Raw genomic sequence first — 24,739 nt, forward strand, 5'->3', positions numbered from 1 at the left:
TGAACAACTTGCGGGCAGCCTTCTTATAGACTGACCGTTTACTGCATCGTTATTCGGAGCTCTTTGGCCTGCGCATCCAGTTGAACGGCTGCTTCTCCGATACCCATAAATTCGTTGACGGCTTGCTGAATGCGCTGCTGGCTCACTGCCACTGCGGACTTTGATTGCGTTGTTCCTTTCGTCATTTCATGGACGCGGGTAACGATTCCTTCAACATAGGTTCCTACTTCTTTTGTTGCCTCCTGCACCTGACCAGCAAGATTGCGAACCTCCGTCGCAACAACGTTGAAGCCGCGCCCGTGCTCGCCAGCATGTGCAGCCTCAATGGCCGCATTCAGAGCGAGTAGATTCGTCTGGGTCGCTACATCACGGATCGTTCGCACGATACCGCTAATCAACTCCGTCTGCTTCTCAAGCTCGCGAAGAAGAACCATCATGCCGTCCGTCTCTGAAACTACCTTCTCTATCGCTAGCTCGACATCCTGACTCTGCGCGATTCCCATTTTCGCCCGGCCGAGCAGCTCTTCCGACATCTCTAGCAATTCGCCAGTAATTTTGGCCGTTGCTTGCTCGCGAATATTGATGTCGGTAGCTATTTTTAATACAGCTTCAACATGGCCCTCCGCATTACGGATCGGCATGTAAGTTGCCTCCAGCCAAATCATGCTGCCATTTTTAGTCATTCGCAATATTTTATCCTGAAAAGGCCTTCCGCTGCGCAAGTTATCCCATAGCAAAGCATACTCAGCACTGTTAACAAAATCTGTAGAGCAGAACTGTCGATGCATCATGCCCAGCATTTCTTCAGATTGATAACCCATTGCTTGCGCAAAGTTGGCATTTACCCATAGCACTTTCCCCTGAGCATCAAATTCGATCATCGCTAGCGATTGCTCGACAGCTGTTAAAACAGAATCCTGATCGAGTACCTGGGTAGTCGTATAATTATTTGTTAGCAGTCCGCTCATGCTGTCATTCTCCCTTATCGTTCCAATTCAATTACATGACTATTAAATAGCGTCACTCGAATTGTACAAACCCGCTGCAATTAATGCAAGTATTTTACAGGTAAAGAGCAATTGCCCGTTATTCTGACTAAAAAACGACCATTTTGTTAGGAATAATTCACAAACAAAAGCCTCCCTATAATAGAAAAGGACGGTGCTATGCACACCGCCCTCTCCATACAACCCATCTATAGATACTAACTATTAATCTAGCTCTATATAAAATGAACTAAACATGAGTATGCCGTTATCGCTTCGTGAACAAAATCATTCTTCCGATCGCGGTTGCAGACAAATGGTTTTGATTCGTTTCATCTATAGTTACCATTTGGTCGGCAAAAGCGAACATTGTATTTCTCCAGAACGACTTTATTCTCTCCGCCCGCGCAGCTCATTCATTATTTCAACTTATATAGCAACTTAATAAACGGAACATATTCCAGCATCCGATTAGGCATAGCGACACTTTATGCTCGCGTTGTTTTCACTTTGGGGACAAGAGAGCAAAATAGCAAAAAAGCTGCTGCCAAAGCTTAATGGAAGAAAACTCATAAAAAAGCACAAAAGAACCTTCAACACCACTTAAAGTAGAGCTTAAGGCTCTTTCTCTGCCTACTTTAATAACGGGGTTGAGGCTCTTTATTTGTATTTTCCCGGGACTTCCTGGGGCTTTTTCGCGGCTTTTCGATATTTTACCGGTATTCTCCCGCTCTGGTTTACCCTTTGTTGGCAAGTCCTACTCATTACAGAAGCGATCGCGCTCGCATGTTGTGATCGTACTTAGGATAAGGGCCGCTCAGCCACTCCTCGGAATAACAAAAGAAATCTTCGTCCCTTGACCGACAATGCTCTCCAGCTGCAGGCCTCTACCATATAGCTGGTTAAGCCGCCGATCCGTATTGCGAAGCCCGATTCCCTGTCCTTCCGCCGCTTCCCCAGTAAGCAGACTATTCAATCTGTTGTCCTCTATGCCAATGCCATCATCTTCAATGACAACCTCCGTATAATCGGCATAACCTTTAATCCGAATGTACAGGCTGCCTCCGCGCGCGCGCTTCAAAATACCGTGCTTTACCGCATTTTCAACAAGCGGCTGAATCGACAGTGGCGGAAGCTCGAGTGTCAAATTCTCATCGATCTCCCAGTGCACCTGAAGCCTCTCCTCAAAACGCTCCTTCTCGATATGGAGATAGGAGCGTACCAGCTTCAGCTCATGCTCCAAAACGACAACCCGCTCCAAATTTCTTGGATCGAAGCTTGCGCGTAAATAATCACCAAATTCGTTCAGAAGGCTCATCATTCGATTCGTATCGATTTCGCTCAACGCCCCGATCGCGTTTAATGTATTAAATAGGAAATGGGGTTGGATCTGTGCTTGCAGCCAAGCCGCCTCCACACGCAGCCGCTCTTTGAACGACTTGCGAATGTCCGTCAGAGCGCGCACCCGCGATTTCAGCTCCAGCACGTCTATTGGCTTCGTCAAATAATCGTTTGCCCCGGATTGGAAGCCCATCTCAATATCCTCAGGCCGGCTTCGTGCAGTAAGAAGCAGAATCGGAAGCTCCGTTACTTCAAAACGCTGCCTAACCGCTTGCGTGAGCTGATAGCCCGACATATTGGGCATCATCACATCCGTAATGATCAAATCCCACTCTACGGCTGTCAATTGATTTAATGCTTCCTTGCCGCTAGTCGCCGTTACGACCTCGAAGCCCTCATGCGACAATACGTTTCTCATTACACTTAAATTAATCGGATCATCATCCACCACCAACAGGTGCAAGCGGCTTACCGAACCTCCTGCCTGAGGCGCGTTCACCGGCTTCGCAAAGGCGGCCGCTGTTTCTCGCAGCATCGCCTGAACCGGAAGAGGAATTACTGAAGGCTTTTCCTCATCTATAGCAGCATTAAATAACGGCAAAGTAAAGGTAAATACAGATCCAAAACCTCGTTTTGAGCTTACTGTAATCTCGCCTTCATGAAGCTCTATAAGCTGCTTGCAAATACCGAGACCCAGCCCTAGACCGCTTGCATACGCAATATTACCGTCTACTCCCTGCTCATAAGGCTCGAATGCTTTCCGAAGCTGCTCTTCGTTCATTCCGATACCCGTATCCGTTACGGTAATAACCGCTTGCCCATCTTTTATTCGCGCGTCTACGGTTATGATGCCTTCATCCGTAAATTTTGCGGCGTTGTGAAGCAAATTAAATAAAATCTGCACAAGCCGGTTCTCATCGGCTAGCACAACAGGCAGCTCATCCGGAATGCGGTTGACAAGCTCGACTGGCTTGCCCGCTGTCATCAAGCGGATCATATCGCACACACCGGCAGCAACTGCTTGAACAGATACAGCCTTTAGTTCGAGTCGAACTTGCTTCTCTTTGAGACGCGATATATCAAGCAAATCATTGAGCAAGTAAGACATGCGCTTGCCTACCGATAGGAGCAGGCCCATATTGTCACGATTTTTGGCATCATCCACTCTCTCGTCTCCGCTAAGAATCGTCTGGGCAATGGCAAGCATGCCATGCAACGGATTTCGCAGCTCATGAGAGGTTTGCACCAAAAACTGATCCTTGCGTTTATCTTCATCGAGAAGTTTCTCGGCAAGCTTAGCCGTTTGGGCCGAGCTCCGCAAATAACGCTTAAACCAATAGGAACCGAAGGCAATAAATGCAGCGATCATATCGAACGGATAAAAGCCCATCTCCATCCAGCCCGTGTTCTTGACAATTCCCCAAATGGAGTTAACCGTAATCGCGCTGATCCCAAGCAAAATAAAAATAACGTCCTTATTGCCCTTGAGTACCGCCATATATGCGACAACCGGAACAGCCAAGAAAGAAATCATAACGAGCGGAACGTGGATATAATCCGTATACGTCAGCCATTCCACTGGCAAGAATGGTATGGCAGCTGCGTATACAGCACTAATTGCCGTGTACGCTCGCAATCCCCATATGTGGCTTATCTCCGGCAGCAGGCTGATCGTGTATCGGAGAATGAGCACGGCCATCCCCAGATAAGACAAATAATACAGCTTGAGATTCCATTCGTAGCTAATCGGCAGCCATGCAATAAGCAGGTAGCTGTTATCAATGAGAATCGAGACAATGGCAATCAGCAGCAATAGAAAAAAATAAACCAGCGCCTTTTGCCGGATCCCCATTCCATATAGAATAGCGGAATAAATAGCATGGCCCAGTAAAACCAAACATACCGACAGCTGGAGACCCGCAGAAAACCATGTCGTTTTGTGTACGGCCTGGTCGCTTCCGAATTTAATCGGCCAATAGATCCCCCCCGCGATCCGATCATTGAAATTAGCAACCTGAACAATAATTTCGATTTCTTCTTCTCCCGAGGAGAAGGTTCCCGAATAGGGAGCGATTCGCGGTTTATAGCTGTCAGCCGATGCGCCCGGCTCCCCGGCTTGAGCGATTACCCGGCCATTTACAATGATTTTTGACGAAGCTGGAGTCGTCGGCAAATGGATGCCATAAATGCGGTCTTCATCCGCTTTGACCTGTATGAGCAGGCGGTATGAACCGTAACCGAAGGTCGGATTTTTGTCGTTTCCAAAAACATGGTTCCAATTGCCCGGAACGTTAAGCATCTGCATGGGAGGCTGTTTTTCCTTATCGATGGACGCTGAATTCGTCAGCAATTGATTCGGATAAAACGCCCATTCCCCGTTAAGCGAAATGGCCCTCCCCGATTCGAAATCCCACTCACGCAGATCCAATTCGCCGTGAATGGCATGCGCAGGCTCCGGTGGCGTTACGACAAAGAGCCAATAAAGCCGCAGGCTTGTTAGCGCTATTATAAATAAAGTTAAGTATACGAGTATTTTTCTATTCTTTTTCATAGCTATATTTTTCGACAAAAAAGGAATGATTCCTGTCAGCAAACAACGCTCGCTTTAGAAAAGCTTCCAGCAGGCAGGAACAATTCCTCTTAATGTCTTACATCTTCCTTTGAAAAATAACAATGCTTACTGCGTTGCTGYCGAAAATGAGCGCCATCCATACGGAAATGGCTGCCTTGATATGATCCGAATTTCTTACTCCCAACCTTTGTCAACCGTTTTACTGCCTCTCTTCAACTAGCTCTCCTAGCCATAAAAAAAGCCCTGTGAATATGTTCGGAACTGCCCCTGTCTCATATACAGGAGCCAGTTCCGTTCATCACAGAGCTTTCTTGGCCATTGTGTTACGTACCCGGTGGAATTTCCGGTGGAACATCCGGTTTAATCTCAGGGATGACAACCGGCTTGATCTCGGGCGGTGTCTGCGGAATAATTTCCGGTGCCGGCTGATTAGGCAAGATCTCTGGAGAAGACGGCGGCGTTATTTCCGGTTTATTATCCGGATTAATGTTCGGAATCTCAGAGGTCACATTCAAGTAATCTGGCATAGCGCTGCATCTCCCTTCGTTTATAAGTATGTATACCCCAAACCTGCGCTAAACTAACGTGTGATTTAAAATAAAGGGATAGATTGTATCGTGTATAATCTTTCATCCATTGGAAAAAGGATGGCGCCTCAGCAACGAGACTCCATCCTTTTTGTTCTACTCCTCCACAACGCCAAGCGCCTTGTTCTTTTCCTTAAACCGCTCATTATGAGAGGAGACATAGGCCACTTTCGGTGCCTCGGGGTCCATATACAGCTTCGCGCTGTTCACAGCTAGTGCCGCATCCGTGAACGCCCCAGCGATGAGATTGAGCTTGCTATCGAAGTTGGCAAAGTCGCCCGCTGCGAATATGCCCGGAAGGTTCGACTCCAGCTTCCCGTTGACAAATACATTCCAGTCATCCATCTTGAGGCCCCAATCCTTAATACCGCTGAAATCAGCCTTCAGCCCATGATTGACGATCACCGCATCTACGGTGAATTGTTCGGTCTCCCCTGATTCCAAATGGGCAACCGTCACGCGGTCAATCATCTCCCCATTGCTGCTGGACAGCTGGGTCACCTCATACGGCGTCCGTACCTCAACGGAGGATTCCTTCATTTTGATAATATTTTTCTCATGCCCGCCGAATTGCTCGCGCCGGTGCACGACCGTAACCTGCTTGGCGATAGGCTCCAGCTCATTCGCCCAGTCAACTGCCGAATTGCCGCCTCCGGATATGAGCACCCGTTTGCCGCGGAAAGGCTCCAGCTCTTGAACCGTATAGTGCAGGTTAGAAACCTCGTAACGCTCAGCCCCTTCAAGCTCAAGCTTCGCCATTCTCAGAATGCCGCGCCCGATTGCCAGAATAATGGTGCGCGTCCAGTGCTTCTCCCCTTCAGATGTAACGAGGATGTACGTGCCGTCTTTCTGCTGCTCCATCCCATAAACCTGCGTACCTAGTATAATCGTAGGATCGAAGGTTTTCGCCTGCTGCTCCAATTGTACGATTAGCTTCTCGCAAAGTGTAGGCGTCACGCCGCCAACGTCCCAAACCATCTTCTCAGGATAGATCAGCATACGGCCTCCAAGCTGCTCATTTGCATCAATCACCTTGGTTTTCAAATCTCTCATTCCGCTATAGAAAGCAGCATACATCCCAGCAGGGCCGCCGCCAATAATTGTGACATCGTATAATTCCAATTGCTCCGTCAACGTATTTCCTCCTGAACTTATATTTGAGATTGATTCTCACTATAATTGTAGGCTTTGATCTCTCTTTAGATCAATGGACAAACTGTAAGGAGATTTTGTACAAACTTTGCAATTCGCGCCCATCATAGACACATTGACTAAGCAAGCGCATGCAGGATATCATCTATTTTCTTGGTATTGGAGATCACGCCGTAATTCATCCATGTCATAAAATCCACCTCATATACGCGGTTGTTTCTTACAGCCGGAAGAGCCGACCATAGCGGATGCTGAAGCAGCGCCCTCTCTTCACCGTCAGCCTGGCTATGCCATTTATCGAATGTAACAAACAAATGATCAGCCGTTAGCATGGACAACTCATCCAGCGAGAGCCTTGTCATTCTGGCAGTGCTTCCTCCGGACTCCGCCTTTTGTATCCGGTGCGGGCACAAGCCCAGGTCTCCATAAAGTACGGCAGTGGCAAAACCTCTCCCCGTATCCGTGTATTGATGAACGAAATCGGCTGATATTCGCAGAAATGCGACAGTCTCTCCGCTCACGCTGCTCAGCTTTGTACGAGCCTCACTTGCTTTTGCCTCGTAACCCGCAATGACTTCCTCTGCCCGCTCCGAACGACCGACATAACTGCCGACCATTCGAAGCAGCGCCCGCCAATTGTCGCTATGCTCATCCAAAACACAAAGAGGAGACACGCTGCGGCATTGTACATATTCACTGTTCTCATAACGATCCCGCAAAATAATAAAATCGGGATTATGAGCAGACAGCGCTGTGAAATCTTCGCTTAGCTCATCGAATGTCGGGACATGGTGAAGCGCTAAGTAATCCTGCTTCCCCCATTTCGCGTGGGAATACTGCACAATCGGCAATATATCAAGCGCGACAAGGAAATCCTCCAAAAACGGAGCCGCAACCCTGGGCTGGTCGCGGTGACTGCGACGGAATTGTCCCGGCGACACGCCAACCATTTGCTTAAAGCGTCTATTGAAATAATATTCATTAGTGAATCCGGCATGCTCCGCAACTTCAGATAAGCGTTCTTCTCCCCGCGTCAGCCGGCGTTTGGCTTGCTCGATCCGTATCCCATTCAAATATTGGAGCGGCACCAGCCCTGTCTTTTCCTTAAACAGACGGGTATATTTCCATCGGTCAATTCCCGCCAGATCAGCCAGCTCCTCGACCGTCAGCACATTCCGGTAATGCTGCTGGATATGGCGAATGGACTGGTCAATGCCTTCCGATTCAACTGAGCCGATCTTGCCGTTTACAGCTGCATGGTCTTGATTCTGGCTAATGAGCAGCAGAAGAAGCTCCTGAAAGCGGACATAACAGTGAAATTGTCTCAACTCTTCCTGCTCATGCGTGCAGCCATAAATATCCTCGATCAGCTCCAGCACTCTGGCAAATGGCGTACATGCCAGCTCCGCCTTCGCTGGCAGTAAGCTCTTCCCTCCTTTATCCTCTTTAACCGACTGTAATCCGAATATGAGCAAGTAGTAGGAAATGCCTTCGCCTTCCAGCTCCAATGCGGCAGAAGCTTCTGGTCGAAGCAAGAAGCATTTTCCCGTACCCATCGCAAAAGCCTCGCCCTTCATGTGAATGCTGCCCCGTCCTCTAGTCACAAGGAGAAGGGCATAGAAGTTTTCTGGTATCACTGGTCGGTGATCACGCTTCGCATTTCTGATGAACCGAATCGTTTGCAGGCTATATTGAGCGGCAGGAGCCGTAATCATAAGTTCGCTGTTGTGTTCTTCCATCGTTGAAACCCCGCTTCAATAATGAGAATGATTATCATTATTTATTGTAACGCAAAAAGAGCGGCTCTTCAACCATAGTTGAAAGCTGCTCTTTTTTTAGAAATGAAACGGCTAGCAAGACGCTGGCTTTTATGATCGAACCATTAAGGAGCCATCAGCTTCAGCAATTCGTCCATTTTTTTGAAATTCGCGGTGATGGCACCCGTCTGCCAATATGATCTTTCAACCGGATACACATGGCCTTCCTTCACAGCAGGAATGGATTTCCATATGGGGCTATCCAGCATTTCCTTCAATGCTTTGGCGTTCTCCTCATCCTCCCACGTTCCGTTGGAAGGCAGCAGCACGATATGATCCGCCCCAAGCTCTGGCAAGGATTCCTCAGCCAATACCATATTTCCCTCGGTCATCGCTTCTGCATAAGCAGGCGCTTTGAGCTCCAAGTCCTTATAAAGGAGTTCTCCAATAAATATGTTCTTAGTGCCAAAAATATTGATGGAATGGTCAACCACATTCATCCGCAGCACAACGAGACTTTCTTCTCCAAGCGCCGATTTCAGCTCCTCTTTCACTTGGCCAATCCTACTCTCGTAGTCTTGCAACACCTGCTCGGCCTTCTCTGGCAACCCCACCAGATCCGCGATTGTCTTCAACGTTTCACGGGTGTCGGACAGAACCTCGTTCGTAATGTGATAAGTAGGCGCTATCTTCGAGTAATTCTCATACTGGGCTGCATCTCCCTCTCCAGCAGTAATAATCAAATCAGGCTCAGATGCAAGAAGTGCCTCGATGCTGCCGGTCACATCTAACAATGGAACCTCCAGCTCTAGGTAGTCCTGTTTGCCCCACATTGGGTTATAATATTGCACAATCGGCGTCACTCCAAGAGCAACCAAATAATCCTCGCGATATAATGCAGTTACACGTTTCGGTTGAACAGGTATTTCTACTTCCCCGAACTGGTCCGTTACGACTCTTTTTTCCGCTGCCGCATTTCCTGCTTGGCTAGTGTTCGTTTCCGTTGTTGCTGAAGGCTGCTGTACCACAGCATTCTCCGTTTGATTACCCTCAGCGCCGCATCCAGACAGCATGATAGCTGCCGAAAACAACGATATGTATCCTGCTTTTACTAATCCTCGCAAAGCCATGACCGTACCCTCTCCTATGTCCACTCATTTTTGCAAACCTAAATAATGATAATCATTATCATTCTCATAGGCTCGATTGTACCTCACAACGATTACGGTACTCAATGCACATTCTGAACAAAAGTATTTATACAAACTCGGCAGCTGCTTGGATGCAGGACCTAATCCAGAAATGATAAATGACCTCTCCAATCGATTCGGGATTCCAATAATTACTTTGCACGGTAGCTTGCTGCTTGTAACAGAGTTAGGAGCATATCCATATGATATGCTCCTAGTTTATTCTAATAATGTTCCAAAAGTTGAATGCTTAATGATAGGTGTTTTCTCACCACTTCTCTGCACCTGAGATCCATATACATGTCTTTCAAAAGCTTACTATTTACTGTTTGGTAATCATCCAAGTGACACCGAATTTATCTACCACTTCTCCATAATAGGCTCCCCATGGCTGAAGCGCGAGAGGAAATTTGCTTTCGCCGCCCTCGCTTAGCTTGGAATAAACTGTTCTGGCTTCTGATTCGTCATCATAGTTCAATGAAAGGCAGATGCTGCGGTTATACGCAACCGGCTCGAAGGAATCGGAGATCATTAACGTATTGGCACCTGCCACTGTCAAAGCCAAATGCATCACTTTATCCTTCATCGCCTCGGGGATTCCCGGCGTTTCAGCGAATGTGCTGAGGAATTGAATTTCGCCACCGAGTGACCCTATATAAAAATCCGCCTGACCTCTTGCATCCTCCGACATCAAATACGAGTTCATTTTTGCTCCCATAACTATTCAACAACCTTCCCGCTTAAATTTGTCTATCTATGAAGGACGACGAATGAACAATTCTGAAATCGACATAGGAAAAAATAATTTTATTTATCCATCTAACAAACATTCTGAGACTCCGCCCATTTTCCGTTATCTCTGAAGCTCTAATGATGTTCCCCATGTAATTCTTATCTCTGGCTTTGTATGAATGGTTAATGGTCGCACATAATTACCATCCACAAACTTAATGCTTATGCCTTCTGACTGCTGTTCCTTAAAAATTAATATTTCATCGATGTTTTCTAAAGTTAATTGCAACAGAGAACGTTGATCTACTCTCATGATCACTTCCCCGCATCTACTTGCTATGCCAATTATAAAATCAATCTCTCTATTCTCCCTAGCTAGGCTAAACTTTGCATCACCATATACCCATGGAATTCCTTCTTCGATGAGGCTTGCCTCACACTCAAATAAATATTCCAACTCATATAAATCTAGGTGATTCATCCTATCACCTGCTTTCTGACACTAATCTATTCAACTCTATTGCCCCATCGCCAACGAGGCTGCCGTTTCATACCGACAGCCTCGTCCTATTTGTGAGCAAATTATGTAGCCATCTTACTTTTCGCATATGCAGCAGCGCCGATCATACCTGCTTGTCCACCTAACTTCGCTTGTTCGATTTTACAAGCCTGGGAAGAAAGCTTCAAAGCATGTTTACCAATGGTATCCCGTACGGAGTGGAGCAAACGATCACCGGCTGCTGACATACCGCCGCCAACGATAATGACTTCTGGATTCAATAGGTTGATTACATTCGAAAGACCAAACCCAAGAAGCACCCCTGTTTCGTTCATAACCTCCATGGCAAGAGGATCTCCAAGATCATATGCTTCTGAAATCATATGGGCAGTGATCGCCGTCCGATCGTCTCCTACCCATTGCAATAGAATGCTAGACCGCCCTTCCTCAAGCTTGTCTACGAACGTTTTAACCATTCCTATCGCAGAGACATACCTCCCTAGACAGCCCGAGCTTCCACAACGGCAAGGACGGCCTTCACGGTACATATTCATATGCCCGATTTCACCTGCGCTAGAGGTGGTACCGTAGAGTACTTTCCCATCAATTATAATTCCCGATCCCAAACCGGTACCTAACGTGATCAAAACCACGTTTTTGTAACCGACGCCTGCACCATACAACCATTCACCATACAGATTTACCCTGACATCATTGTCGATAAATACAGGAAAGTCAAAGTGTCTTTTCATCTGATCCACAATATGAATGTTCTCCCATTCGGGAAAGTTTGGTGAGAATATAGATAGGCCTTCATCCGGATCAAGCAATCCGGGGATGCCCATTCCCATGCATGTAATCGAGGATGGATGGATTCCTTCTGCTGACATAATCTCTTGAACGATTTCCTTTATTCTATTTAACACATGGGCCGGCCCTTTTGCTGCCTCCGTGAGGTCGCTTCTTTCGTGAATGCTTTGAAGCTGCGCGTTGAAAATCGCCGACTTAATATTTGTACCGCCTAAGTCAATTCCAATGACATATTGATTCATTTTCTATCTCCGCTCTCAACTATTTTTAGATAGCTTAATGATTTTTCCTATCCGATCGTCCGTCTGTGAAATTGTTTGAAGCGTGTCCCTTGATACGTAAGTTCCCCTTGGTCACCTGCTACAATGAGGCCGTATCTATCCGCTCTAACCGGTAATTCAATACGCGATTGATCATCCATCTCGAATGTAATGTAGTAATCCGTATTTGCGCTGGAATCTCCGGAACCTCCCCATACATCGGTTCGTTTATCCACGACCTTTGCGGATCTTGTTACGACTTCTGAAGCATTATTGCCCATCCAGGTTCTCATACCCCGAACAATCACATAGAGGAATGTGCCAGCAACGAGAGCAAAGACGAATCCTCCAAACAGTTTGAAAAATAACGGCATCTCCTTTAGGAATCCAAAAAATCCGGGACTCTCATCAAAACCAATCATATCATTTCTCCTTTTGGCGGATATGCAATAATGATGTAAACCGCACGAGTTCCGGCGCCCATTTAACGCCTTATGCTGCTGCACGGCAACTCGAGCAATTCACTTAATACGCTTGTGAACTAGCCATATATTCCTTACAGAAATCAATAGCAAATAGGGTTATCACTTAATCTATGCTGTCTATAAATGCAACAATGTCTTTATAAAACGTTTCTTTGTCCTGTCCCTTAAGAGCATGGCCCGAAGCTGCATATTCCTTGACCGTTAACTTCGAGCACATACTTTTATACCGTTCGAGATCAGAGTCAGCCACCAATGAACCTTCAAGCAAACCTCGTGCAACTAAAACAGGCATATCAAAATTTCCTTTTATATCGATTTGCCGCGATTCCTTCTGTATTCCTCTTACTGCGTCCGGTCTAATTTGTTGCGTTCGGTTAGATGGAATGAGATAGTTATCGATGTAATCTTCCGGCCACTCTTTATCCATTGCCCTGTGCTCTGGTGGATAGTCTCCAACCATAATCGATTTAACTTTCGACTTGTGCTTTAATGCATATCCTAATGCATAAGAAACGCCGCGTGAGTAACTGAACAAATGAAAGGGACCTAGTCCGGCATCCTGCACAACGGCTTCAATATCAGAAATATGCTCTTCGAGGTTATAGCCAAAGCTGGGTGTTTCACTTTCACCTCGTCCTCGGAAAGAGAGGATAACGCTCCTTCTTGGCTGCACAGCTTCAAGCAAATCAATATACTCATCCGCGGTTTCTGATAACCCAGGGCAAACAACTAATGTCGACTTTGCATGATCGGAGCCATGGAGTGAGTCCAAGTAATGTATAGCAATCTCACCGTTTTTCACATGCTTGGATACGTACATGCCATACCTCCTCTTCGAATAAGAAACGTGTACAGCGAAGAAGCCCCTTGTTCTTTGTTGCTCGACAGACTGAATGGGGCATTAAGATTCCGAAGCACAAAAAAGTACGAAAGCCTCAGTGCTTCCGTACTCTTGCAGAAAATGCTACACTATGCGACTGCTTCGCATCGAAGCCAAGCAGACCATCTGATATACAAGCCACACGACGCCTGCAACCAGCATCATATCGAACACCACGTTGAACAGGAACAAATGCTTGCCCATATCCGCTTGGCCATCGCCAAGAATCGGGATAAGGAAGCTGAATATTCCGGTCAAGCCAAGCAATATCAACAGCTCGGCCGAAATGCGGGAACGCTTATCGTAGCGCCGCAGCCATTCGAAGACAGCCACCGCGAAATACAGCCCGTAAACAACCGCGATAAACCACAATGCGTTAGGCATATGATGCCTTTTGAACTCGCTCCATGTGCTGTAGCTGTATGCTATCGCGCCTGACGGCTTGCCTTCTGATTTCTCAAAGCTGCCTAAGTAGTAAGGCCTTATGCTCATCCCGTTCTCCGCTGCATACTCCATCTTGCTGATCAGCCTGGCAGGATGCTTGAGATAAAACAACAATACGTCCATATGCGAGATTCGGTCATAGAATTCAGCCTTTAAGGATGGATCATTCTGCTTGATTGCCGTGTCTCCTTGGAAATAATTCGTTCCTGCAAGCACCGACAAACGGCTAGGCAGCCCAAGGTCCTTCAAATCTCCTTCTACGTCCGGTGACTGATTCAAAATGCCAAAAAACACGGTTTGATACATATTAATATGCTTGAAATCCTTCGGCGCTGCTGCGTACATGACGACAGAAGCAAGGAAAGTCACTGCGGATAGAATAATCGCGAGCTTGCGCCAGCTTTTATCTTCTTTGAGCCAAGCATACCGTAGGCCAAGAAGGGCAAAGCCCACGCCAATCGGCGCGTTCTGCGTTTTGGAGCAAACAAGAAACAAAATGGCTGCAAAGAAAAGCGCCAGCGTCCTGCGGGAGGGCTCCTCTTGCTTCGTAAGCAGCAGTCCGAGACCGATTGTCAGCAGAAGGAATACAAACGATACAGGCTCCCCGAACAAAGAGTTAAAGTATGCTAAATACCCGATATCAGAGAAGACAAGCAGCATGAGCAGCGCCAGCACAACCGCCGTGGTAACCGACTTTGTCTTGTTGTATTTAATAATAAGATAACCTGCCGCAATCAGCAAAGCTGCATAAATACCGCCAAGAATCCGAACGTCAAACGCAGAACCGTTAAACAGCTTTCCAATAAACCTAGCTATCGTTACAACAATAAATTGCGTAGACGGATAAAAGCCCCGAAAAAAATGATCATACGCGAAGTATGCGTGCGCATAACCAAAAAAGCGATCCTCATATGACTCCGATGCATCATAATAGTTCAATCCCGCCGAGCCCATCATACGTAGAAAGTCACCGTTGTCTGCCACGCCGATAAACTCTCCTGCGAATAGCAGCCATATCGCGACGCAAGACGCCAGCAAGACATATACATTTTCGATGGCAAAAAGCTTTCTCATCACTCTCTCTCCTACCCTATTAACTTCTCCTTCTCCCGTGCATGACACGCCTAAAATCTAGTAAAGAAGGAAACATTAAACTCAATCGTACCGCTGCCTTAGACAATCGTCAAGCTTGCCGTCTCGCCCATAACAAAAAAGCCGCCTTAATGAATCTAAAGGCAGCTCAGTCTTGCAAAGGGACTATTGTTATTCTTCTGGTTGCTTATGCCCCCAGTATTTGTTCAATGCGGGCTAGAGTATCCGCGCTTAACTTAATTCCCGAAGCCTTCACATTCTCCTCTACCTGCTCCGGACGGCTTGCGCCAACCAGTGCACTGCTTACATTAGGTTGTCTTAGAATCCAAGCCAAAGCAAGCTGCCCTACCGTGAGCTCAAGCTCCTTCGCCACTCGGCCAAGCTCAATGACCTTCGCAATCTTCTCCTCCGTTACTCCCTTGCGCATGCCTTCCAGCTTCGATGCGCGGCTGCCTTCAGGAATATCGCTTACCGAGCTGTATTTGCCGGTAAGAAGCCCTTGAGCCAGCGGCGAGAATACGACTTGGCCAATCCCGCTGCGCTCACCATACGGAATGACTTCTTTCTCAATATAACGATTAAACATATTATAAATCGGCTGGTTAGCAACGATACGATCTAGTAAGTAGCGATCGGCAATCGCGTGCGCTTCTACCATCTGAGCAGCCGTCCATTCGCTTACCCCTACGTATAATACTTTTCCTTGCCGCACCAAGTCGCTGAGTGCCCGAAGCGTCTCGTCCATTGGCGTATTGGGGTCATGCCTATGGCAATAGTACAAATCCACATAATCTGCACCTAGTCGGTTCAAGCTGGCGTGGCATTGCTCCATAATGTGCTTGCGCGATAAGCCGCGGTCATTAGGTCCATCGCCCATTTCCCCGAATACTTTAGTCGCGAGCACGTAGGATTCACGCGGGAATGCCCGCAGCGTCTCGCCCAGCAGCTTCTCCGCTTCTCCCCGTTCATACACATTCGCCGTGTCAAAAAAATTAACGCCAAGTCCATATGCCGATTGAATAGCCTTCACGGCATGATCGCGCTCAACGTATCCGCCATATGTCAACCAGCTGCCTAGACTAATTTCACTAACCTTCAAACCGCTTTTCCCCAAATGACGAAATTGCATTTTCACTCAGCTCCTTATGATTCGATGCTCGCAAGCAATTAAAGCGCTGTCCAAGCTTGCTTCTTTATTCTAGAGAAGTTGTTACCTATAGGGAAGAAGGGAAAAAAACATCACTATCTAGCGTGGAGTATAGATACTATATCATGCGTAACTACTCAATTCTCGGTTAAAGGCTGACGATACGGAACGAGATCAAACTGCTTGTAGAGCTAATCTGCATCAAAAATCCATGCGGACTGAGGATAAGATTGTTTAGCCGCTTACGCCTTCGGCAGTATGCTCCGGTTCATCACTGGGGAGGAGAGAATAACCGAAGTATTGACATTGCCGAAGGGCATAAGCCGTTCTACAAGCTCGCTTAGCGCATCCATCCCCGTAACTGACGCTTTCAAAATATAGCTGACCGTACCCGTTACGCGATGGCATTCCATAATTTCATCGTCATTCATGATTCGCTTCTCAAACTCCGTTGGAAATACCTTCAATTCGCTCATTTGTATGATGACCTGAATGTTTCTCCCGATCGCGGCCGGCGACACCCTTGCGCCAAATCCCGTTATGATGCCATTCTCCTGCAGGCGAAGCAATCGTTCCGAAATACTGGGGCGGCTAAGGGAGAGCCGCTTGGACAGCTCGCTTACCGTCATTCGTCCATCCTCTTGAAGCAATTGGAGCAGCGCTCTGTCAATGGGATCGATCATAATTCCCCCTCCTTCACATTGCAGAACAAATGCTGTTATTTACTTCAATGTTACTTAAACTCACATAAATTCCATTCAGTTTATCATATATCCATTCCTTCTTGTTTTGTATGCTTAAATGAACAAATTCAAGCAGGCGGTGCATGCGATATGGCAAGGAAGTCAACCGACAAAGTGGAGGCAAACACAATAAAATGGCTTCGTTTTGCAGCAAGCTGTCTCGTTACGGCCAGTGGTCTGGTCATCTTGAAGCATTCACATATCGTTACCGGAGGCACGGCGGGGCTCTCTTTAAGCATATCCCCTCTGCTCCATGTCCAATTCCACTATTTGTTCATTTTGCTCAACCTTCCGTTTTTTGTATTCTCCTACTTTTACATGGGCAGGTCCTTTACGCTCAAAACCATGCTGGCTATCGTTCTTCTTTCCTTGTTCAGCAGCATGGATAGCTTACTGCCCGTATTTACAATTTCACCACTGATCGGGGCTATAGGAGGTGGAGCCATTATCGGAGCTGGCATTACTGCTCTGTTCAAGAATGGCGCTTCTTTTGGGGGGGCGACAATCCTTGCGATTTATTTGCATAATAACTACGGGATCAATCCCGGCAAAATCAACTTTACGTTCGACCTCCTAGTCGTACTCACCAGCTTAACCGCATTCTCGCTTACGAGCGGGCTGTACTCCGCACTTTCAATCGCCGTCACCTCCGGCGTATTATCCTTCTATAAAAAGAAGCGAAAGCGTACCGAGCTTGCCAAATCAGAAACTTTGCCCAGTACCACGTCCGCGCTCCAGTAGCTTATGGAATAAAAAAAGCTAATCGCGGTTTTCCTCCCTCGATCAGCTTTTTTCTGTATATATCTGTGAGCTCTTGCATTCACTTACGATGTTAATGACTCCTTCACAGCCCGTTTTTCATCAGACGGTATGCTAAGCTAGGAGCAAGGGAAATATGCGTGCTCTAACCGCTTCATATTCTACTCGGTTCCTGTCCATTTATTCACCGCGTTTACGATTAATGACTTATAGATTCAATCCCATTAGTAAAAATTCGCGGGCTGCTCGCCATTTCCTCTGTGAGGGAAGGAATGAGGATGAGGTCTCGTCTACGCATCCTTTTTCCGAATTTGCTTATCACGGTTCTCGCCCCATTCTTTGGCCTGAGCCGTGGCAATTGCAATAGCCCTGCCTTCTTCATAGCCATCCTCTAATAACGCGTTGGCAATTTCGATTGCTTTATTCCGAACAGGTGCCATGAAATTTTTCAACGAATCGGGGTACTCGTCTTTTGTCCAAGGCATCTGCTATCCCTCCTTTCCTATCGTGATTTGCAAACTTGAAGCCTGCACAAGCTGCTATCATTTACCCTTAAGGGCGACGTGATTAAACAGATCTAGTAAACAAAATGGCCGCAGCGGGTCATGTTCTTAACCTGTAACAGTTCAGGTTCCAACTGGCACAGTAAAACAGCCACTACCCTGCACATAGGCAGGAAAGCAGCTGTTTATTAGCGCGGTTCTATTTAGTTTCACTTTTACTCTTTATTTCAGGCCTTATCCTCTACATCGTAAATTGAGGCAAATAACGGTGATGTGCCGCGAGCAATTGGTCAAGCACCTGTTTCGCTGACGCTACCGAGCCTACCAGCGGATGAATGCAAAGCGCCTGCAGCGCCTTATCGTAGTCGCCGTGAACGGCTGCTTCGACCGTCAGCTCCTCGTAGGCCTTTACAACTTGCAGAAGTCCGCGAATTTGTGGTCCCGGCTGCTCGGATAATGCGATTGGATGCGCTCCTTCAGCATCGATAACCGCATTGACCTCTACGCTGGCATCATCCGGCAAGCAGGCAATAATGCCATTATTCCGTACATTAACCGTTTGGATATCGCCTTTGTCGTTATAGATTGCCGTCATCAGATTAACCGCTACCTCGGAATAGAAAGCTCCGCCCCGCTGCTCCAATTGGGGAGGCTTAGTGGCAAGCTGAGGGTCTTGGTACAGCTTGAATAGCTCATCTTCCAGCCGCATGACCGTTTCAGCCCTCGTTCCAACGGACTGCATCGCCGCGAACTGCTCTTGAAGCATCTCATCGCGCAAATAATAGTAACGGTGATAGGCGCATGGCAAAGCTCCTAGCGATTGCAAAAATTGCGGGTCCCAGTCCAGATCGGGTATATTTTTCATGGTCATTCCGCCCGCGCCAGCCATCTCACGCAGAAATTGCTCCGTAATGTCCGCGCCCCTCACGATAATACGGGTAGTCCAGTTCAGATGGTTGATGCCCACCCATTCCAACTGTACCTTGGTCACGGGAACCTCGCACAGCTCCGCAATCTGATTGCGGAGTCCAATAGGCAGATTGCATAAACCAATCGTTTTTACGCCTCCGTATTTCAGTACCGCTTCCGTTACGATTCCTGCCGGATTGGTAAAGTTAATCAGAAAGGCATCCGGAGCAAGCTCACGGATATCGCGGCAAATATCGAGAATGACCGGAATGGTGCGCAGCGCCTTGGCGAAGCCGCCCGCTCCGGTCGTCTCTTGGCCAATCATTCCGAGCTCGGCAGGAATGCGCTCATCAAGCGAACGAGCCGCCAACTGCCCTACGCGGATTTGCGTACTGATGAAATCGGCATCCTTAATCGCCTCACGCCGGTCGAGAGTGACGCGAATATCGACCGCAAGCCCCGCCTTCTCGAACATCCGCTTCGCCAGCTCGCCGATAATGCGCAGCTTCTCCGCGCCTGCCTCCACATCGACAAGGTAAAGCTGCTTAATCGGAAATTGATCGTAGTTTTTAATAAACCCTTCCATAAGCTCCGGCGTATACGAAGAGCCTCCGCCAATAACCGCGACCTTCAAATCTTTATGTTTCATTCTTGATAGCCTCCATATTGTACAAAAATAGGTTCGAGCGATTCCGTCCCATGAATGCCCGCCCGCTCCAGCGCAAGCAATACCGCGCCATATACAGGCGCCATTTCTGGAATGACGAGTTGATCATCGTTGTTCTCCGACCGCAGCATCGCCTGCAGCTCATTCATCAAGTGGGGGCTGCGCCCCTTTTGCAGCACGCTGCCAATCAGCACGATCGGAATCGGTTTGCCTTGGTTTCCGCCCAGCTTGCGGATAACGGCGTTTGCTGCCAGCCCAAGCTCTCTTCCCGTATCTTTCAGCAGCCCGATAGCGAGCGTATCTCCGTCAGCGGCCGCTTCATGCAGCACGATCGTCAGCGCTTCCGGCACGTTGGAAATGTCCTCGTCGAGCAGCCGCTCAATGGTAGTGCCCAGATGGTCATCGCCAAAATAAGCCGCAACATAATCAGTCAGCTTGCTACCTGCTTCACGGCCCTCCCATGAGCGAACGGCAGCCTGAAATGCCGCCGCGGCCAAATACTCTCCGCCTGCCCGGTCACCGAACAGCTCGCCAAAGCCGCCTACCTGGACGATCTCCCCCTGGCTGCTTCGTCCGGCCGCATTCGTCCCGCTGCCGCAAACGAGCACGACACCGGCATGGCTCCTGCTGCCCGTCCGCAAGCCGATCATCGTATCGCAGACAACGTCCCAGCTTTTGAACGGAATCGTAGCCAGTGCAGGCAATAAAAGCGAAAAGTCGATAGCGCGATCGGCTCCGGCAAGCCCGTATTGTACAAAATCAATTTGGTCCATGCGGAGACCCGCCTTTTCCAGCGCCAAATCAATAGCTTGCTTGATATGGCCTAATGCCGCATCTACGCCGATCCTTTGATGATTGCCGCAGCCTGCGACTCCGGCTCCCAACTGGATGCCTTGATCATTTACGATGACGGCATACGTTTTGCTGCCGCCGCCGTCAACCCCCATTACGATAGCCATAATAATCTCCTCTTTCCTCATGGCCGCAAGCGCGTGCGGCAGCACTCCAACAGTCGTGGCAGAAACAACCGGTTCAAGGCAATTAAAAAGCCTGGACGGCTATTCAGTCATGACGACCGACAGCGCCCAGGCCAGGTTACCGAAACCTTTATTCGCCTTCGATCATTCCGTAGTAACGGCCCATCCAATAAGGAAGCGTAAAGGCCGTTGAATTGCTCATGTATCCATCATTGTAATTCACGCCGCCATATACGCCGTCGCTAACATTCTCATCCGCAACGAACGGATTTTTGTTGTATTTGTATACTTTGTTCTCATCCGGCGGAAGCACGCGGTTAAGCAGCAGCTCCTCTTCGTCCCTTGCGCTGAAATCATCCAGATGCAGCACATCCTTGCGGGTTGAATTCATCACCGGCAGCTCGATGCGAATTTGCGGCGAGCGGTACATCATCCATACCGCCGACTCCAGGTCGACATCCGTGTTATCCTGATTCGAGAATTGGTAGACGAACGTGTACAGCGGATTGAGCTCGCGGCTCATATTTACCCACCATTGGTCCAAAATTTCCCGCAAATCCTTCACCCGGCTGGAGCCCGGGTCCTCTTCCAGCTCCAGTTCGATCAATGGCATGAACGAAATCGTAAACAAATGCTCATCGGAGTAGTTAACGGACAGCGTCACGTCCTGACGGGCGACGATGTCTTCGATCCTAGCCGGATCAGAGCTGTAATCGTCGAACTCCATATAATCGCGAGGAACGATATCCAGTCTCCGCTGCAAATGCTCCTTGGCGAAGTGGATGTAGCCTTTGCCGTTTTCCGTTCCGTCGTAGCTGTAATTCCACAGATTATTATAGGCTTGCTCATACTGCGCATAGTGCTCGCTGTAATCCGCTTTGCCCTTCGTTAAATACATCGTCGTTTTCAAAAAGCTCATAATTTCAATCGCGTTCAGCGGCCCGTCTTCATAGCCATAAGCAAACTCCCCCGGATTTTCCGGATCATCCTTCAGGAAATAGGAAGCAAACCATTTGGACCATGTCGTGGAATTGCCATGCGCGTCAACGATTCTAAAATCATTCGTAAGGATATGGTTCATCATCCGGTCTGCGAATTGGACCGTCAGCTCTTTCAAGTGAGCATCCTCACCGGAAGACCCGTCGAATAAATAGCGGTCTGCGTAATAGAAGAGACTGAAATGGGCCAGCACCTCATCCGCCGACGTATCTGCCTTATAAATGATGTCCGTATCCGAAATGCCCATGTCGCGGTACAATGCCGCCAGCATCGGATCAAGATCCTCATTGATATCGGACTTCAAGCGCCAAGCGACGCCGGGCTCCAAGTAACCGACATTGCGCGGACCAGACACCGTCGTGTCGAATACGACAGGATAAATCCAATCCGGACCGTAGTAATTTTTGGTTCCCCAATCCGCATCATACGTTCTTCCGGTCATCGTCTCGTAAGCCTGCTTCGCTTCAAGGATTAAGTCAGGATCGGTAATCTGAAAGTTTTCAGCGCCTTTATCGCCAACAGCCTCGCGTGATTTCACCGCAAGCGCGTATCCGCCTGCTCCGGCTTCCTTCACTTCGAACCATAAGCCGCTGCGCTGCTCCTCCCCCTTCACGATGTAGGAACGCGTCGGGAAACCGTCTGCGCGGCCCGAAATTTGATTCAGCAGCAGTACCGCCTTGGTGGCTCTTGTTGCAGCAGCTTTAGCCTCCGCGCGTTCTTGCTCGTTTCCTTCGCGCAGTGCTGTCTGGTAACGGAAAATCTCGCCAATGGCATATGCCGCTGTCCATAAGCCGTCATTGTCATTCGTTCTTGGCTTGCCCACATATTGTCCATTTACGATCGAATAATATTGATCCGGAATCATTCCGTTACGGTCATTGACCGTCTTCATGATATCTTCCTGAATATCCGCTTTTTCCTTCAGCGTCTTATTTTCCATAGCCAAATGGACGACGCCCTTGGCGTTCTGGATCCAGACGCCATTGCTGCCATCGCTGTAAAGCCCGGTTACGACGTCATCGCCATTGTAGAGGTAGCGGGGGCCTGATAAATACTGCACGTAATCACGCGTATCCGCTTCGCTGAAATCCATGCGCGTAACCCCGCTTTTCGTTCCAATCCAAAGGGTATCGCCATCCTGCACGAATGCCGTCAATTGCTCCTCGCCGATCACTTTAAGCACCTGCAAATCGCTAGGTATCACCAAGGATGCCGCAAATCCGGCTAGGATCGCATCTTTGTCAGCTAGCGCCGAAAATTCCGAAGCGCTGTAATACTTCATGTCTTTCTGAGCCCGCTCCTCTAACGCGACGGGAGCAAATTTAGCGCTAGGCAAGGCTGCCGTGGCAGCAAAGGCGCTGAGCGGAATCGAAGCGAATACACTGGCGCCAATAACGGCCGATACCATTGACTTAGTCCATCTTTTCATCGTGAGCCCTCCTCGTTATTTTATGGACGATTTATATTTGATTTGAGATACTGAATCGTTCGTCAGCACCCAAATGACATCGCCTTCCACAAGCAGCGCTTGAATCTCGCCCTTGAAATGCTCATCCTGGCGGAAAACCTCGACTTTGCCTGCATCCCGTTCATAAATATTGAACCTAGTCAGCTCATTGGCCGAGGCTACCCATACCTTCCCGTCCGTGTCCAATACGGAAGCAACGATATCGTCATTGCTAACCGGGAAAATCGATGGCTGCAGGGTCATCGTGTAATCAAGCGTTTTTTCGCCGATCAGCACGAGATGATAGTTTCTAAGCTTCACAGGCACTTGCTCATCCGTGAAGGCAAAGAATTTCACGGTACCTACGGGATCCGGTGTTGGCGTTGGCGTTGGAGTTGCCGTGGGTACCGGTGTCGCTGTCGGAGTTGGCGTTGGCGTAACTCCAGGTGTCGGCGTCGTGCCCGAATTCCCGCCGCCCGTGCTGCCGCCAGTATTGTTCGCTGTTCCCTTCACCTCTTTGCCATTCACGATCGCTGTCAAGCCATTCTTCACGTTAACCGTACTAACGCTCTGTTCAATCGTAACGCCGCTTGCATGAATCTCGGCTTCATTCACCTTGCCTGTTCCTTTTATGGAGGAGGCGCCGCTTAGCAATGCTTTGCCGATCTGTGAGGATGCGTCTACCGTTACGGTCGCACCCGCGCCGGTGCCTTTGATTTCCAGTACCTCAATCTCCGCGTTGCTCAGGTCTACCACTGCTCCGCTTTCAATAACGAGCCGCTTGATTTTCCCCGTAATGCTGATGACTGCCGCGGGATCAGAAGGAGCCACCGTCACTGTACCAACCGTATTCGGCGATTCGATTACAAGCTTGCCGGAGCGCTGGAAGACAAGGTTAGGCAAGGAGCTTTCCCCGCTGACGACGACTCTGACCGGTGCCTGCTTGCGGTTTACGACCAGTTGTCCTCCGACCGTCGTGCCATCAAGCGTGACGCTGTTGACGCCGCCGCCCTCCACATAAAGGTTGCCTTTGACTGCGACACCCTTCAACGTTGCATCGCCTTCTCCAATGCCCGAAGTCAGATATAGATTTCCGGCAATTTTAGATTGATTAAGCGAAATATCCCTTATATTCAATACCGCGTTTCCGCTTGCATCGCGGTTATAGGTCCCAGCTGCATGAATCAGATAGCCCATCACGTTATCGATCATGACTACGGCTTCCGCCCTCGTAATTTTCGCCGATGGCGCAAATTGATTGCCCGTTCTTCCCTGTGCGTACTGCTTCTCAAGCAAAGCGCTAACCGCATCCTGCGCCCATGCCGCAACCGCTTGTCCGTCGCTGAAGCTGCTATAGGCATTGGCGTTTTGCGCAGTCAGCTTGAACGCATTCGCCAGCACGACCGCGGCCTCCGCCCGCGTAATGCTCGCGGTTGGCTTCATAAGGCCCGAAGCGTCACCCTGTACGATGCCTGCGGCAAACGCTTTGGAAAATTCGTCCGCATACCACTTCGTTGCGGCAACATCCGCAAATACTTGCGAGGAGGTGTCGCTGTAATTGAATACACGATTGACCAAGGCCACGAATTCGGCTCTCGTTATCGATTGGTTTTCATTCAAATTACCAGCTGCATCCCCTTTTAGAAGCCCTTCCGAAACCCATTCCTGCAGCGTGTCCGAAGCCCAATGCTTCGAGCTGCCGTCTGTTGCGGCGAAAGCTGCAACGGAGAATAATAACGTGCAAGCTGTCGTAAGGACGATTGCCGGTTTGCCGATTTTTCTCAACATCTACGATCCCTCC

At 48.6% G+C, this 24,739-nt stretch carries 20 protein-coding genes; 1 reads left to right on the forward strand and 19 read right to left on the reverse strand.

The features are described from left to right. Positions 1-38: 38 nt before the first annotated feature. The 14 genes from AB4Z29_RS21480 to AB4Z29_RS21545 all read right to left on the reverse strand — a co-directional run bounded on the left by AB4Z29_RS21480 (position 39) and on the right by AB4Z29_RS21545 (position 16,614). Complete coding sequence (locus AB4Z29_RS21480; protein WP_441945040.1) at positions 39-968, reverse strand: methyl-accepting chemotaxis protein; 930 nt, start codon at positions 966-968, stop codon at positions 39-41. An 835-nt stretch (positions 969-1,803) separates the two neighbouring features. Next, positions 1,804-4,878, reverse strand: coding sequence for a hybrid sensor histidine kinase/response regulator (locus tag AB4Z29_RS21485; protein WP_441945041.1), 3,075 nt, complete (start codon positions 4,876-4,878; stop codon positions 1,804-1,806). Between the two features lie 344 nt (positions 4,879-5,222). After that, entirely contained in the window at positions 5,223-5,426 is a 204-nt protein-coding gene (locus tag AB4Z29_RS21490) for a hypothetical protein (RefSeq protein ID WP_441945042.1), read from the reverse strand. A 156-nt stretch (positions 5,427-5,582) separates the two neighbouring features. Continuing rightward, positions 5,583-6,620, reverse strand: a complete 1,038-nt coding sequence (locus AB4Z29_RS21495; protein WP_441945043.1) for an NAD(P)/FAD-dependent oxidoreductase — start codon at positions 6,618-6,620, stop codon at positions 5,583-5,585. A gap of 137 nt (positions 6,621-6,757) precedes the next feature. Continuing rightward, entirely contained in the window at positions 6,758-8,377 is a 1,620-nt protein-coding gene (locus AB4Z29_RS21500) for a helix-turn-helix domain-containing protein (RefSeq protein ID WP_441945044.1), read from the reverse strand. 143 nt (positions 8,378-8,520) lie between these two features. Then, entirely contained in the window at positions 8,521-9,525 is a 1,005-nt protein-coding gene (locus AB4Z29_RS21505) for an ABC transporter substrate-binding protein (RefSeq protein ID WP_441945045.1), read from the reverse strand. A gap of 382 nt (positions 9,526-9,907) precedes the next feature. Next, positions 9,908-10,303 (reverse strand): VOC family protein, encoded by a 396-nt coding sequence (locus AB4Z29_RS21510; RefSeq protein ID WP_441945046.1) that lies wholly within the window; start codon positions 10,301-10,303, stop codon positions 9,908-9,910. 135 nt (positions 10,304-10,438) lie between these two features. Next, positions 10,439-10,798 carry a hypothetical protein gene (locus AB4Z29_RS21515; RefSeq protein ID WP_441945047.1) on the reverse strand — a complete coding sequence of 120 codons (360 nt, stop codon included), beginning with the start codon at positions 10,796-10,798 and terminating at the stop codon, positions 10,439-10,441. A 101-nt stretch (positions 10,799-10,899) separates the two neighbouring features. Next, positions 10,900-11,868, reverse strand: a complete 969-nt coding sequence (locus AB4Z29_RS21520) for an ROK family protein (protein ID WP_441945048.1) — start codon at positions 11,866-11,868, stop codon at positions 10,900-10,902. 47 nt (positions 11,869-11,915) lie between these two features. Further along, on the reverse strand, positions 11,916-12,308 hold the full coding sequence (locus AB4Z29_RS21525) for a DUF2500 domain-containing protein (RefSeq protein ID WP_441945049.1): 393 nt from the start codon (positions 12,306-12,308) through the stop codon (positions 11,916-11,918). A 166-nt stretch (positions 12,309-12,474) separates the two neighbouring features. Continuing rightward, positions 12,475-13,191, reverse strand: coding sequence for an alpha/beta fold hydrolase (locus AB4Z29_RS21530; protein ID WP_441945050.1), 717 nt, complete (start codon positions 13,189-13,191; stop codon positions 12,475-12,477). A gap of 144 nt (positions 13,192-13,335) precedes the next feature. Continuing rightward, positions 13,336-14,769, reverse strand: a complete 1,434-nt coding sequence (gene wsfD / locus AB4Z29_RS21535) for a glycan biosynthesis hexose transferase WsfD (RefSeq protein ID WP_441945051.1) — start codon at positions 14,767-14,769, stop codon at positions 13,336-13,338. Between the two features lie 205 nt (positions 14,770-14,974). Continuing rightward, on the reverse strand, positions 14,975-15,916 hold the full coding sequence (locus AB4Z29_RS21540; RefSeq protein ID WP_441945052.1) for an aldo/keto reductase family protein: 942 nt from the start codon (positions 15,914-15,916) through the stop codon (positions 14,975-14,977). Positions 15,917-16,176: 260 nt separating this feature from the next. Continuing rightward, the gene (locus tag AB4Z29_RS21545; protein ID WP_183566899.1) at positions 16,177-16,614 is read right to left on the reverse strand and encodes an Lrp/AsnC family transcriptional regulator; all 438 of its coding nucleotides are present in this window, start codon (positions 16,612-16,614) and stop codon (positions 16,177-16,179) included. Positions 16,615-16,767: 153 nt separating this feature from the next. On the opposite strand from AB4Z29_RS21545, the gene AB4Z29_RS21550 reads away from it, so the two are divergent. After that, a complete protein-coding gene (locus tag AB4Z29_RS21550) occupies positions 16,768-17,418 on the forward strand; it encodes a YitT family protein (protein ID WP_441945053.1) in 651 nt (216 codons plus the stop codon). A gap of 308 nt (positions 17,419-17,726) precedes the next feature. Here AB4Z29_RS21550 and AB4Z29_RS21555 read toward each other — a convergent pair whose 3' ends face one another. From AB4Z29_RS21555 to AB4Z29_RS21575, 5 genes are all read right to left on the reverse strand, one after another. Beyond that, positions 17,727-17,921 (reverse strand): DUF2188 domain-containing protein, encoded by a 195-nt coding sequence (locus tag AB4Z29_RS21555; protein ID WP_441945054.1) that lies wholly within the window; start codon positions 17,919-17,921, stop codon positions 17,727-17,729. Between the two features lie 259 nt (positions 17,922-18,180). Beyond that, positions 18,181-19,497: a 6-phospho-beta-glucosidase gene (locus tag AB4Z29_RS21560; RefSeq protein WP_441945055.1), complete on the reverse strand. Its 1,317-nt coding sequence runs from the start codon at positions 19,495-19,497 to the stop codon at positions 18,181-18,183. Continuing rightward, positions 19,494-20,474, reverse strand: a complete 981-nt coding sequence (locus tag AB4Z29_RS21565) for an N-acetylglucosamine kinase (RefSeq protein WP_441945056.1) — start codon at positions 20,472-20,474, stop codon at positions 19,494-19,496. Before AB4Z29_RS21565 ends, AB4Z29_RS21560 begins: the two co-directional genes overlap by 4 nt. 148 nt (positions 20,475-20,622) lie before the next feature. Continuing rightward, entirely contained in the window at positions 20,623-22,920 is a 2,298-nt protein-coding gene (locus AB4Z29_RS21570) for a hypothetical protein (protein ID WP_441945057.1), read from the reverse strand. Between the two features lie 15 nt (positions 22,921-22,935). After that, positions 22,936-24,726: an S-layer homology domain-containing protein gene (locus tag AB4Z29_RS21575; protein ID WP_441945058.1), complete on the reverse strand. Its 1,791-nt coding sequence runs from the start codon at positions 24,724-24,726 to the stop codon at positions 22,936-22,938. Positions 24,727-24,739 lie beyond the last annotated feature (13 nt).

The organism is Paenibacillus sp. 2TAB23, assembly GCF_052115165.1.
In the GTDB taxonomy this organism is placed as follows: Bacteria; Bacillota; Bacilli; order Paenibacillales; family Paenibacillaceae; genus Pristimantibacillus.